Source organism: Methanomicrobiales archaeon (assembly GCA_030019205.1).
Lineage (GTDB): Archaea > Halobacteriota > Methanomicrobia > Methanomicrobiales > JACTUA01 > JASEFH01.
Genome location: JASEFH010000002.1, coordinates 124,201 through 137,208, shown reverse-complemented (window position 1 = coordinate 137,208; position 13,008 = coordinate 124,201). Strand labels below are relative to the sequence as shown.

Annotated in this window: 15 protein-coding genes; 5 read left to right on the top strand and 10 right to left on the bottom strand. The window is 59.3% G+C overall.

Annotated features, from left to right (window positions below; translation table 11 throughout):
• Window positions 1-64: 64 nt before the first annotated feature.
• A complete protein-coding gene (locus QMC96_02225; protein ID MDI6875572.1) occupies window positions 65-970 on the top strand; it encodes a flavodoxin family protein in 906 nt (301 codons plus the stop codon).
• 297 nt (window positions 971-1,267) lie between these two features.
• Complete coding sequence (eif1A, locus tag QMC96_02220; protein ID MDI6875571.1) at window positions 1,268-1,576, top strand: translation initiation factor eIF-1A; 309 nt, start codon at window positions 1,268-1,270, stop codon at window positions 1,574-1,576.
• A 294-nt stretch (window positions 1,577-1,870) separates the two neighbouring features.
• On the opposite strand, the gene QMC96_02215 is transcribed toward eif1A, so the two are convergent.
• Genes QMC96_02215 through QMC96_02190 form a run of 6 tightly spaced genes read right to left on the bottom strand, consistent with a single transcriptional unit; the run spans window position 1,871 to window position 5,618 of the window.
• Complete coding sequence (locus QMC96_02215) at window positions 1,871-2,650, bottom strand: hypothetical protein (protein ID MDI6875570.1); 780 nt, start codon at window positions 2,648-2,650, stop codon at window positions 1,871-1,873.
• 9 nt (window positions 2,651-2,659) lie between these two features.
• Window positions 2,660-3,109, bottom strand: coding sequence for a hypothetical protein (locus QMC96_02210; GenBank protein ID MDI6875569.1), 450 nt, complete (start codon window positions 3,107-3,109; stop codon window positions 2,660-2,662).
• On the bottom strand, window positions 3,090-3,473 hold the full coding sequence (locus QMC96_02205; protein MDI6875568.1) for a hypothetical protein: 384 nt from the start codon (window positions 3,471-3,473) through the stop codon (window positions 3,090-3,092). The genes QMC96_02210 and QMC96_02205 overlap by 20 nt, the downstream gene beginning before the upstream one ends.
• On the bottom strand, window positions 3,461-4,003 hold the full coding sequence (locus tag QMC96_02200; GenBank protein ID MDI6875567.1) for a hypothetical protein: 543 nt from the start codon (window positions 4,001-4,003) through the stop codon (window positions 3,461-3,463). The genes QMC96_02205 and QMC96_02200 overlap by 13 nt, the downstream gene beginning before the upstream one ends.
• Window positions 3,997-5,103, bottom strand: a complete 1,107-nt coding sequence (locus QMC96_02195; protein ID MDI6875566.1) for a hypothetical protein — start codon at window positions 5,101-5,103, stop codon at window positions 3,997-3,999. The genes QMC96_02200 and QMC96_02195 overlap by 7 nt, the downstream gene beginning before the upstream one ends.
• Window positions 5,100-5,618 carry a hypothetical protein gene (locus tag QMC96_02190; GenBank protein MDI6875565.1) on the bottom strand — a complete coding sequence of 173 codons (519 nt, stop codon included), beginning with the start codon at window positions 5,616-5,618 and terminating at the stop codon, window positions 5,100-5,102. The genes QMC96_02195 and QMC96_02190 overlap by 4 nt, the downstream gene beginning before the upstream one ends.
• A gap of 376 nt (window positions 5,619-5,994) precedes the next feature.
• On the opposite strand from QMC96_02190, the gene QMC96_02185 reads away from it, so the two are divergent.
• Window positions 5,995-6,162, top strand: a complete 168-nt coding sequence (locus QMC96_02185; GenBank protein MDI6875564.1) for a DNA-directed RNA polymerase — start codon at window positions 5,995-5,997, stop codon at window positions 6,160-6,162.
• Window positions 6,163-7,157: 995 nt separating this feature from the next.
• Here QMC96_02185 and hisG read toward each other — a convergent pair.
• Entirely contained in the window at window positions 7,158-8,030 is an 873-nt protein-coding gene (gene hisG / locus QMC96_02180) for an ATP phosphoribosyltransferase (GenBank protein MDI6875563.1), read from the bottom strand.
• A 43-nt stretch (window positions 8,031-8,073) separates the two neighbouring features.
• Window positions 8,074-9,330: a DUF1015 family protein gene (locus tag QMC96_02175; protein MDI6875562.1), complete on the bottom strand. Its 1,257-nt coding sequence runs from the start codon at window positions 9,328-9,330 to the stop codon at window positions 8,074-8,076.
• A gap of 75 nt (window positions 9,331-9,405) precedes the next feature.
• Here QMC96_02175 and rimI point away from each other — a divergent pair, with 75 nt between their 5' ends.
• A complete protein-coding gene (rimI, locus tag QMC96_02170; protein ID MDI6875561.1) occupies window positions 9,406-9,888 on the top strand; it encodes a ribosomal protein S18-alanine N-acetyltransferase in 483 nt (160 codons plus the stop codon).
• Between the two features lie 546 nt (window positions 9,889-10,434).
• On the opposite strand, the gene hmgA is transcribed toward rimI, so the two are convergent.
• On the bottom strand, window positions 10,435-11,643 hold the full coding sequence (gene hmgA / locus QMC96_02165; GenBank protein MDI6875560.1) for a hydroxymethylglutaryl-CoA reductase (NADPH): 1,209 nt from the start codon (window positions 11,641-11,643) through the stop codon (window positions 10,435-10,437).
• A 44-nt stretch (window positions 11,644-11,687) separates the two neighbouring features.
• On the opposite strand from hmgA, the gene QMC96_02160 reads away from it, so the two are divergent.
• Window positions 11,688-12,605, top strand: coding sequence for a methyltransferase (locus QMC96_02160; GenBank protein ID MDI6875559.1), 918 nt, complete (start codon window positions 11,688-11,690; stop codon window positions 12,603-12,605).
• Window positions 12,606-12,608: 3 nt separating this feature from the next.
• Here QMC96_02160 and QMC96_02155 read toward each other — a convergent pair whose 3' ends face one another.
• Entirely contained in the window at window positions 12,609-13,007 is a 399-nt protein-coding gene (locus tag QMC96_02155) for a Zn-ribbon domain-containing OB-fold protein (protein ID MDI6875558.1), read from the bottom strand.
• Between the last annotated feature and the right edge of the window lies 1 nt (window position 13,008).

Below are 13,008 nucleotides of genomic sequence, written 5' to 3'. Positions count from 1 at the left end.
GAGGCAGGATGCAACTGTACAGGGAGAGTCATCTCCTTTTCTTTACGGCAACGGAAGAGGCTGCATGGGGGACAGGCAGGAAGGCAACGACGAGAGGCTCGTGCTGGAGCGGGTGCGGAGTATCAACGGGGAGATCTGTACGATACGGATATTCAGGGAGGACCTCACGTCGGTCTATCCCGGCATGGTGCGCTTCACCGTGCGGCTGGATATCGGAGGCCAGGAGATAGCCGTCTTTCGCACCAACACCTACGAGTATCCCCCGACGGTCTCCCTGCGTGCGGAGTCTGAAGCCCTGCGGAAGGCGGAGGAGTGGGAGCAGGAGTTGAGGGGCGGTCCCGGCGAGGCAGTCGAGTACCTCCGCCGCAAACCCCGCATTCGCTGCACGCCGGCCGAACCTCCCACCGACGCGGTCGTAATACAGGGGAGCCCGCGGGCCGGGGGGAACTGCAGCGTCCTCGCCCGCTGGTGCCGGGACGCGGTGGAGGATCTCCGGAAGACGGCCCGGGTGATCCATGCGGACGATCTCTTCATCCGCCCCTGCATCGGCTGCTACCAGTGCTACAACAGCGGTGTCTGCATCTACGAGGACGATATGGCCGGCGTCATCCACGCCATCCGGCATGCGGGACTCGTCATCGTCTGCTCGCCGGTGTACACCAATACGGTCCCGGGCAGCCTGAAGCTGCTCATCGACCGCTGCCAGTCTTACCACGCGGAACGGACGCTTTCCGGAGGGCCGACCGGGCAGAAGGGTCTGGTGCTGTCCGTTGCCGGCAGGAAAGGGCCTGAAAACTTCCGCTGCGTGACGCCCGTCCTGAACGCCTTCCTGCGGAACCTCGGCATCCAGCCGTCCGGGGAGATTCGGGTCGATGACATGGACAGGCTGCGGGACGTGCAGAAGGTGCCGGGTATGGAGGATCGGGTGAAGGGGCTGATACGGGCGTGTATGCAGGAATATTCCGGATGAATCGCCGCAGTGACTGGCCTGCTGCGAACAGAAAATCGCAGGACAACTCCGAGTCGGGCAGCCAGATCAAGTTACCCGCTCGCACATCGGAATCATGAAACCTCGCACGGGCTTTCTTCACCCCCCTCGTGCTGCGCCCTGCCATGCCCTGCTATTGTTCTGTTCGGATTCTTGCCGATTATCGGTTCTCGCGGCAGTATCACGGGTAATTTATTAAGAGGAACAGATATATTCTTATAGGACAAAAATTACGTATTTCAAACAGGATCCCGGTGGGGATGCAACGGGGATGATGTACTGACCGAAAAGAAACCGAACAATCAGCCCAGCGATGAGGTCGTACGCGTGCGGTTGCCGCAGAAACGGAACCGCGAGATGTTCGGGTGCGCGGAACTGATGATGGGGGCGAACCACATCAAGGTGCGGTGCTTCGATGGTGTCACACGCCTCGGGCGGATCAAGGGCAAGATCAAGAAGAAGGTCTGGATCCGGGAGGGGGACATCCTGATCGTGGTCCCCTGGAGCTTCCAGGACGAGAAGTGCGATATCATCTACCGCTATACGGGACCGCAGGTGGAGTGGCTGCGGCGGAATAAATACTTATAAACCCTATCCCCGGAAAATTACTCCTCTGGCAATCTTATCAGCAAGATACCCGGGAAATGTATCGGCGAGCTTCTCGATCGTGCGCATATCCGGGCTCTTCTCTCATTCCAATCTGCTTACCGGGTTCATCCTGAATCCATATTGATAATCATCGGTTACATTGGAGGACATCCCAAAATGCTGCGGAGTCGAGCAGACGATCGATTGCCATGCATTCCCCCCGCAATCATGAGACTAAAAAATGTTTTGGGTTGACCTTTTGGATAGAGCAAAAACTTGAGACCTAAAAAGTCTTTAGAGGCTTAAGATGTTGATACTGTATGTTTTTACGATGAGCTTCTGGACACCGTCTAGTCTATATTTGTTGGAGCCCGCGGGGACCATCTCCAACGATGATCCTGTCAGGAAATTTCTCCAGGCAGTCGAATAATCAAATTTTCCCGGTGCAGGTTTGTATTCGATCTCAACGGTATCGCCCACGTCGATTTCCGTTTCGTTATATTCGGGGGAGCTGACCTGCATCCGTACGACACCCACGCCCGTGCGCGAGAGAACGCCATCTGCTGTAATCTCGATGTTGTTAATCACCAGAGTCTTTGTATCATTGTCATAGAACCATCGAGGTTCTGCGAGCATAACCGAGCCGGATTGGTCCTCCTGCTTCTTAATGACCGCACCATTCTCGATGATCAGCATGGCGTCCCCGGCGTCGGATTCATAAATTAACTCCCCCGGCTTGAAGTCCTGTATAATCTCCCGGCCGGGAGGATAACTGACAGTGAATGTCTGACTTGGATGCTCCAGTGCCCCGGAATTGTGTGCATAGAGGGAGCCCCCTCCCACACTCAAGGATGTTTCTTTAAAGGGCACGTTCTTGTAGCAGAGACTCTTGATATCGTTCTGCAGCACGATCATCGTCTGCTCCATGTTCCGCTCGTGTGCGCTGGTCTGCTGCTGCATCAGCACCGGGTAGCCGTACAGCGATACGAGGGCGATGCCCAGCGTCACCAGGCTGAAGAGCACCATGAAGCCGATCGCTTCCGATACAGCCTGTTCTCTATCGATCTTCATCATATCTTGCACCTACACTCCCTTGGAGTCGTAAATTATCCTGTTCCACCCGCTTCCGGTTGTGTTGCCCGTCACACCTTTCGTGGCCCCGATTCCCGCCAGCGAGATGTAACTCTTGACATCGCCGCGGTGTACCATGATCTCCTGATTCTGCTGGGTCCCTTCAACGTCCACGAAATAGGGGGTCAGCATGACATCGTCGGGGATATCGAACATGGTCTCAATCGTGCCGTTTTCGGGGGCGATCAGATAGATATCCACGATGCGGGTGCTGATACCGTTCCCGATGTCCGTGAATGCGTAGTAACGCACCTGGTTTGCGGGCCTCTCCATGAACACTTCGTTCGCCATGAACATGATCACAATCAGCAACAGAACGAGGATGCCGCTGATCAACATGTACTCCACCATCGTGGTGACAGCTGCCTCCGATTCCTCCCGTTCAGTGGTAGAGCGTTTCATCAAAAACCGTCACCCCGTTGTTGTAGTGGATTTTCACCGTGTTATACCTGGTTCCTGAAATCCAGACCTCAGGACCTATCTGGAAATCGACGATAGCATTCTTGCGGTGCTGGGCGAGAAGAACAATGTCTTCGATTATTCGTTGTTTATCTGAAGACGAAAGAACGCTCCATCTATCCTCTATACTCAAGATCTCATCCCGCAGATCCTGGATATCATTCTTCGGGAACTCCAGCACACCTTCGGCGGTTGTCTGCCCGATAACCGTGGATTGGTTCAATACCAGAGCGAGGAAAAAGATCGCCACACTCACCAAAAATGCGATCAGAATGATCCACTGGCCCTCGTCGTTCAGCTTCTCCATATGAGCACCTCCAAGAGAACTACTTGTGGTCGAGTGGCATCTATCCCTGGTTGGGTAGGAGGGGGAGGTATAGAAGGCGTCGAAGCACTATTATCCCACTCAACTTGAACCCATCGTGTCACGCGGACCGCAGGGTCCCGACCGCTATATGGCTGGGTTGAATTTGCGAAAGGATAGCAGCTGATATTGGTCGAATCTTTTTGCCGATAACAAATCGTGGCATTGAACTGCAATCCTGTATCGGTGGTTGTCGCTCTGCTCTGGATATAAGAAGTGAAATTCTGGGCGAATAAATTTCCCTGCTGATATTTCACCCACTTGACGAGATCGCTCTCATTGCCGATGGATGAAGGCGTATCCATCATCCGAAGAGCATCGCTGCCCAGCTGCTCCAGCTGCATATCGGTGATGTGCGTGTCTCCCGGCGTGTACACCACTGTAGTGCCGAGGACGAGGTACATGCTGACAAGCATGATCAAGGCCGCAGCGATCCCCTCCAGGGTATAGAGCTGCCCCTCGTCGTTTACCATATCGCCACCTCCAGGACGGCGGGCTTGAGCGGAGGCTGCGTAATCGTCGAATAATTGTAGTAATACGTGCTGTTCAGCACTGTATAATTGCGGGCTACAATATCCTCATTGCTTAGCTCAGTCATATTTTCAGGGAATTGATAGGATACGTTGAACTTGATGTCCAGGAGATCATTCTGACCAAGCGGCAATCTCGATATGGGATCCAGTATTAAAGTCATATATGTCTGGTTATTAATCGGCTCATTCGGTTCGAGAGTATAGTTGCCATTACCGTTAATCGCGAACCAATACTGAATATCGCCGAGAGGAAGTGCAGTCGTTCCTTTGTATAGTCCAATTTCCGTGATATTGGTGGATACTGTCTGGTTTAATGGCGCCGTCACATTCCGAATGGTAATGGTTGTTCGTTCAATATCCGGATTGACCTCATACTGCGGTTGATCTTTTCGTGCTGCGAGCTCGGTGAAGTTTATCCTGACTGTGAACTGTTCAAACGTTGTGTTGTGCGTCGGTGATGAGCTAAAGGATGTGTTTAAAGGATATTTTACTGAGTCGGTTTCTGAGACAATGAATGTGGCGGAGCTCCACTCTTTGATCTTGACGACATGCCGGATGTATCCATAGGAGCTGTGATCTGGAAGAGGGTTTCCAACCTGCCAGCGTTTAGATCCATCAAGTAGCTTCAATGAGATGTTGAACTGATAGGGGATATCTCCAAATATTGCCTTTTGGCGATAAACATCATGATCGTCTTTGAAAGTGCCATTGAAGAATTTTTCCACCTTCGTATACGAGAGGATGCCCGGCGTGTCCTTGGATACCGCAAGGCCGAACCGCACGATCTGGTCCTTGCCGAACTCTGTCGATTCATTCTCCAGTTCCCAGGGCGTAGCATACCGGGGGAGATAGTGGTCCCCGGGGTCCTGCGTCAGGATAGCGCCGGTGCGGTAGGCGACGGCATCGTAGTCGATCGCCGTCGCCCGCTGCAGGCCCACGAGGAGCCCGGGAACCATCGCCGCGACCACGATCAGCCCCAGGATGAAGATGGTGAACCCGGCCAGAAAATCGATCGGGAGCTGTCCGCTCTCGTCCTTCATAACGTCGATATCAATTCCCCCGTAACGGCATTGAATGAGATCACAGCGAAATCCGTCTTTGATGCGACAGTCACTGTGTAGATTTCACCCTCCAGGTGGAGAGAGCTCTCGGTCGTGTTCCGCAGATGCATCGCCTCCCCGATCACGTCCCGCTGCTGCTCGTAGAGCGCCTCGGGGGAGAGCACACGGTCCAGATCGATCTCCCCTTCCGGTAGATCCGCTTCCCAGACGTTGCTTCTCCACTCATCGTTCGTGTATACGAGAAGCTCTGCGCCCTCCTCCCGCTGCACACCGAGAACCCACGTGCCTGCGCTGCCGTCCGCCCCCACCTTGAATCCGCTCACCTGGCGGATGGAGAGGTTGCTGGCGTCGATCAGGCCCCGGGAGTCGTAGTACTCCAGCTCCCTCATTGCATCCGCAAGGGTCGAGGAGCCGGGCATATAGGGCGATGTGATGTCTGCTATCCCCCGGTCCGTGGCGGTGGAAGTCGCGGGAGCGGCCTCCTGCGTCTCCATGCAGCCGCAAAAGAGGCAACAGGCGATAACCAGGACAGGCAGAAGAATGGCAGATTTCATGGCGAGTCGCTCTTTTGTACTCCTTTGTTTCACAAGGTCAAATATAAACATTCTTAAATTGATTGCTGGATGATATTCCTGAATTAATCTATTTAAGGCTGGAGATATCCATCGCTCGAATATCTGAAGGAATACGCGTGCCGGTGCATGCCCGGCCCTCGGGAGGGCACCTTCCGCTTCTCCGGCGGGCCAGCGGGATACTGCAATCCGTGATCGGGACGCACTGGCCCCATCTCCGGCAGATCGCCCTTGCATACTTATTTATACCGGATTCGTTCACACTGATCTGCAGATTCCAGTCTGCATGAGTTATAGGATGAATGACAGAGGTTTTAGAGGCCCCCGGAGCTTCGGGCCCAGAGAGATGCATAAAGCGATCTGTTCTGATTGCGGAAGGGAGTGCGAGGTTCCCTTCAAGCCAACGGAGGGAAGACCCGTATACTGCCGCGAGTGTCTTCCCAAACACAGGAAACCCCGGTTCTGAAGGTTGAGGCATTGCATCCGAACCTGACCGGCGCATGGACCGGTTCCTTTCGCGGCATGCTGCCCGGTTGAGAGCGATACGTCTCGTTCCGAGTCGCCGCGGTTGAACTTCATCAGGCCTTCCCGTCCGGGAGGCCGATCCATTTCCCCCCGCAGTATCGTTGCTGTGGGATCGGGCTGCCGTCCCTGCGACAGGCAGGATCCGGAGCATTCTGCCGGAAGAAATGCCCTCCCATCTGCCCAGTTCGGTGCAATGCCAACCGAATCGGCGGCTGTAACGGGATGCCGCCCCCAGGCGAAATGACTGCGGGGAACCCATCGTTCCCCGCATCGAATCACGATCTCTTCCCACACCCGCGATCGGTCGCAGGTCGTTCGGCGCAGCGACCGGGGAGGGGGCAATCGCTCCTTCCGACCCATTCCCCGGAATTCCGGTAAGACTGGTTGGACGAGATGCAACCGTCGCGAGCCAGACTAATCCGGACCCGGACCATCTCCGTTGGCGAGGTTCGTTACGGTCGGTCTTGCCCCTTGACGAAAGACCTATCGATTGCGGGGGCACTCCCCTCCATGACCCCTCCCCCTTCGGTGCGATACGGCCTGCGCAGGAGATCGAGGGACGGATCGGACGCCGATCGATCCTCATACCGACCCAGCGATGAGCAGAACCGTGGGTGTTCATCCGTGGAGATCCTGGTGCACCGTCCTGGATGCAGATACCCTCCGATCCGCATGTCGCATCGATGAACGGGCGACACCGACGCGTCGCCCCAATAATGCGACAGGATTACGTCCAGTGCCGTTCGATTCCGGATATCGGGAGCGCATAATCCGCTGCGCGCGACTTTCTCGCACCGCCTCCCGTCGCAGGGCGATCACGGGATGGAGTCTGGATTACCCCGGCGTAGCTGCCGGGATGAGAATGCATTCAGGCGGGTACGGGGGGAGAATTGCCCAAAAAACAGGATTGAAACAGGGTTCGGCCGTCGATCGGGTTCACCGCACAATCTTCGTGATCGGGATCTCAAGGATATCTTCCGCCCCCGCGCACTTCAGGCGGGGGATGAGCTGGTTCACCCGGTTCTTCGGCACCACCGTCTGGAGGCTGAAGTAGTCGAGGCCGTGCAGGCTGCTCACCGTCGGTCTCTTCATCGCCGGCAGGAGGGCGGTCACTTCGTCCAGAGCCGCTGCCGGGACGTTCATGGTGAGCATCACCTGCCCCCGGGCCTCGATCACGCCCATCAGGAGGGTGCGGATCTCCTCGATCGCCTTCCGCTTCAGCGGATCGGCCCAGGAGTCGCAGTTGGCGATCAGAACCGTGTAGGATTCCATGATCTGCCCGACGATCTTCAGCCCGTTCCTTCGCAGGGTCGTCCCGGTCTCTGTCAGGTCGACAACCACGTCCATGAGGTCGGGCACCTTTGCCTCCGAAGCGCCGTAGGAGGGGAAGAGCTGGACAGGGATACTCAGGGACTCGAAGAATGCCTTCGTGATGTTGGGATACTCGGTCGTCACCCGGCTTCCGGGACGGATCTCGGTCGCGGAGTCGATCGGCTCGTCCGCCGAGACGGCGATCACGATCCGAACGTTTCCCTCGCCCCCCTTGCTGTAGGAGAGGTTGGCCACCTCCACAACCTCGGCGCCGCTCTCGCGCACCCAGTCCAGTCCGGAGATTCCCAGGTCGAAGTAGCCGCGCTGGACGTAGGACGGGATCTCCTGCGGACGGAGGATCTTGACCTTCCCGATCCGCTCGTCGGCAATCCGCGGGCTGTAGTCACGGTCCGTCCGCTTCACCTCGAGATCGGCCTCTTTGAAGACCTGCAGGGTCTGCTGCTCCAGGCTCCCCTTGGGTAGGGCGATTGTGATCATACCGAAAAAATGGGGGATGCTGATTTTATGAATGTTCGTACTTTCAGTCGAGGCGGTGCACCACGAGCCCGCTCAGGAGTTTGGGCTCGAACCAGGTGGACTTGGGGGGCATCACCATTCCCGCATCTGCGATGGAGAAGACCTGCTCCACCGTCACGGGCTGCATCGCGAACGCGACCGCATACTGCCCGCCGTCCACCATCTGCTCCAGATCGGAGAGGGGTTTTGCGCCTCCCATGTAGTGGAGGCGGGGATCCGCACGGGGATCCGCGATTCCGAACAGCGGCTGCAGGATCTTCTCCTGGAGCACCGTCACATCCAGGGCGTGAATGGCGTCTGCTGCGGGGTCGACCGATCTTGCCAGTTCGTACCATGTCCCTGCCAGGTACATGTGGAAGATGTGCAAGCCCTCCCGCGAACGGGAAGGGGGGATCTGGTACTTCGCGCCTTCGATCGGGCCATAGGGGTATACCTCCGCGACCTCTCTCAGTCTCTCCAGGCACTCATCCACCGACATGCCGCCCAGGTCACGCACCAGGCGGCTGTAGCCGTGGATCTTCACCCTGTCGTGGGCGAACAGCACCGCCATGAACCGCTGGGCCTCCCGGCTCGCGGTGCCAGCTGCCCGCCGCTGCCGGGCGACGTTCACTGCAGAGGCGGCACGGTGATGCCCGTCGGCGATGTAGAGGCAGGGAACGCCGGCGAACAGGTTTTGTAGCCGCTTCTGCTCGGCCGCATCGGTGATGGGGAAAATCTGGTGGATAGACCTGTTGTTCGCCGCCACCTCCGCTACCTTCGGCGAGGCCGGGACGAGCTCCTCCAGGTAGGGGCAGATCGATCCCGGATCCTGGTAGAGCAGGAAGACCAGGCCTGTGTTGGCGTTCACGACATCGATGTGCCGCGTGCGGTCCGCCTCCTTGTCGTAGCGTGTCAGCTCGTGCCGGCGGATGCGCCCCTCGATATAGTCGTCCACGGAGAGGCAGGCCACGAGCCCCGTATAGGTGCGACTGCCGTCGATCACACGGTAGATGTAAAATGAAGGGTCGGCGTCCTCTCGGAGCATTCCGTTCGAGAGCATCTGCTCGATGTTCTTCTGCGCGAGGGCGTAGACCCGTCCGTCGTTTGCAGGGAGTTCGGGCAGTTCAGCGTCGGATCGGATTACCCGCAGGAAACTCAGGGGATTCCGATCGATCTCAGAAGAAGCCTCTTCCGCGCTCACAACGTCATACGGAACCGAGGCAATACGGGGAGCCAGATCGGAATCCGGGCGTATTGCGCCGAAAGGGTAAATCCTGACCATAAGCACCTGCCTATAGTAGTTGTGGGTAAACATTTTTACCTGTTTGTATTATATGATATCCAGATACGACCAGCCATGTCCAGCAACAGCGTTCCATCCAGCAACTCCGTAAATATTCGAAGAGCGCGTCCATCTGACATTCCTGTCATCTGCGAGATCGAGAACGCCTCGTTCATCGAACCCTGGGATCCGGAGACATTCATCCTCACCATGGAGTGGAACCGTTCCTCGTTCTTCGTGGCCGAGTCGAACGGGCACATCGTCGGGTTCCTCGCCGGAGCGATGGAGGACATGGGCGACGGCATCTACGGACACATCTGCAACCTCGCCGTCAGGGCGGAATGCAGGAATCGCGGTATTGGCACAAAACTCGTGCGGAGGGCGGAGCACCAGTTCGCCGTCGCCGGTGTGAGCGGGGTTATCCTCGAGGTGCGGGCCTCGAATACGGCGGCCCAGCGGTTCTACCGCCATCTGGGCTACAACCCGGTGTACCGGGTTCCGGCCTACTACTCGGACGGCGAAGACGCTATTCTGATGATGCGGGAGTTCTACTATTGATGCCCTCCTGCAGTTCGGGAATGCCGGATAGCATCGAAGGATCCACGATACAGTTCGGAACACGATGGTCGTTCTCCGACGGGCATACGAGCCGAGGATGAGTCTTTTTCAAAAACAGGCTGCGCAAGCATCGGGGTGCACGTCCGCAGGACGCTGCCGGTCCTTTCTGCGATATCCTCTCCTGAAAGAACGGGGGAATGTGCGCTCCCGATCTCCTATTTCCCCCGCCTATGCTATGCGGTAGGATCGAGACCGTTCGACTCGCCGGGTCGATGGCACGCATCGCTCCTGGCGCATCGACGATGCAATCCATTCTCCCCCTCCCATAGGCCTGTCGCACCGGGGGAGGGGGAACGGCCGCTCCTGTTGCCCGTAGGGATGATCGGCAGCACGGGATCGTCCTGGTGCTGTGCAAGGCGTAGGCGGGCACGTCGCTAGTGGAGCAACGAACCCGACAGACTGCGACGCAGGGGCATCCAGGCAGCGCACCGGCAGAGACGATCCCCGTCCAGCAGGCGCTCAACGAATTCGATAAAGTAAGTATTCTCATCCCCGCCCCAGGGCCTTGTGGGCGCGGGCGAGATGCTGGGCGGCGAGGGCGCCGAGCAGGGAGAGTTCCCCGGCGAGCACACCTGCCGCCAGGATCTCGGCGAATTTCCGGGCGTTCGCCCCCGGCGGGTCTCCTCCCCCGTATACACCCAGGATCTCCAGGCACTCCCGCTGGGTGTCGATGCCCGTCCCGCCGCCGACGGTGCCCAGCTGCAGGGCGGGTATGGTGACCGAGACGTAGATCCCTGCATCGGTCTTTTCCGCGGTCGTCATGACGCTGGAGCCCTCCACCACGTGGGCCGCATCCTGGCCCGTGGCCAGGAACGTCGCGGCGATGACGTTCGCCGCATGGGCGTTGTAGCCCAGGGAGCCCGCCCGCGCGGATCCCACCAGGTTCTTGCGGTAGTTCACCTCGAGCATGCGGGTGGCGTCCGTCTTGAAGATCTCCTCGATGAGCGCATCCGGGAGGTGGACGCCCGCCACGACCGTCTTGCCCCGCCCCTCGATCGCGTTGATCGCCGCCGGTTTCTTGTCAGTGCACATGTTGCCTGAGAGGGCGATCAGACGGGCTCCCGTCCCCTCTTCGATTACCTCGCCCACCTTTTCGCTCGCAATCGTGATCATGTTCATGCCCATGGCATCTTTGGTATCGTACTCGAGCCGTACGAAGACGCTCGTTCCTGCCACGTAGCAGGTGGCCGAAAGGAGCCGCCCGTGGGACGTGGTCGACTCCGCCGCCGCGCGGATCGCATCGGCGTGCCCCTCCACCCAGGCCACGACATCGCGGGCATGCACGACGTCCCGTGCGGCAAAGACCGGCGCCCGGGTCATCCCGTCCCGCAGGATGCGCACGTCGGCCCCGCCGGATCGCGTGATCGCGCCGCAGCCCCGGTTCACGGAAGCGACGAGCGCGCCCTCCGTGGTGGCGAGCGGCAGGTAGAACTCCCCGTTCGCGTACTCCCCCCGCACCGCCAGGGGACCGGCCACGCCGACAGGCACCTGGACCGCCCCGATCATGTTCTCGATGTTCCTCTTCACCACCCGCTCGATTCCGATCGCGTATGCCCCGAGTTTCGGGAGCTGCACACCCCTCTCCCGCTCGACGAACTCCCGCCGCACCCGCACAGCCTCGTGCGGCGGCAGCTCGCGCTCCAAGGCGTAGAGTTTGAGGGCACCGGATTTCAGCCTCTCAAAATAAGCATCCATGAATAGTTTTACGTTCTACAGATATTAGATGGGCGGTGATTGCCGTGCGTGTTGAGCAGTGGGGCGTGCGGGTGCCGAAGGCCCGGGGCGAGGAGGTGCGCCGCTCGCTGATCGAGAGCGGGCATCTCGACCGCCGCCTCCGCCCGCGCACGGAGAGGGATACGCTCGTCCTTCCCGTCACCGAGCCCGTGGAGGGGGCGGCGCGCGAGGTGTTCGAAGCGCTACCGGAGCAGCCCGAACTCCCGCACCACGAGCAGGTGGGGGGGATCGCTCTGATGGAAGAGGCGGATCGCGAAGGTGCGCGGCAGCTCCTGGAGCTGCGCCCCTCCCTGCACACCGTCCTCCTCCCGCTCTCCGACGTGGAGGGGGAGTACCGCACCCGCCGTTTCGAGGTGCTGGCTGGCACTCCCACCACCCGCACGCGCTATACCGAGTACGGCCACCGCTTCGAGATCGATCTCGCCCTCGCCTACTTCTCCGCCCGGCTCTCCAGCGAGCGCCAGCGCGTCCTCGCGCAGATCGCCCCCGGCGAGCGGATCCTGGACATGTTCGCCGGCGTGGGACCGTTCTCGATCGTCCTCTCGACAAGGGCGGACCATGTGGCGGCAGTCGATATCAACCCGGCCGCGGTCCACCTCATGATCGGGAACATCCGCCTGAACCGCCGCACGAACGTCCTGCCCGTGCTCGCGGATGCCGCCCGCCTGGACAGCATCTTCGACCGCGCCTTCGACCGGGTCGTCATGAACCTGCCGCTCGCCGCATTCCGCTTTCTCGACACGGCATTCCGTCTCTGCCGGCGGGGGGGGACCATCCACTTCTACGCGCTCCAGTCGGAGGAGGGGGCGTATCGCGCGCTCATCGAGGAGCACGGGGGGGTGGTGGAGACGGAGCGGATGGTCCGTTCCTACTCCCCCTCCCGCTGGCACGCGGTCTACGACGTCCGCGTGCGAAAAGAGTGATTTTTACGGCTGCTCCACGGGGACGAACTTGGTCCCGTAGTGGATGATCCCGCTGTCGCCGTCCGCGGCGATGCGGCGGAAGACACGGCGGACCGGCATCCCGATCCGCACGTCCTCCGGGCGGACCGCGATCTGGGCCGTGAGCCGGGGCCCTTCGTCCAGCTGCACGATCGCCAGCACGTAGGGCGTTGAGCGGTCGAACTGGTCGCTCGCCGTGCGGATCACCGTGTAGGTGACGACGGTCCCCGTCCCCTTGAAGAGGTGCTCCACGATCCTCCCGTCGCGCCGGCATTCAGGGCAGAACGTTCTGGGCGGGAAGAAGTGCCGCCCGCAGGTCTCGCAGCGGGTGCCGAGCAGGTTGTAGCGGTGGGGTATCTTTCTCCAGAATCCTGCGACCGACATC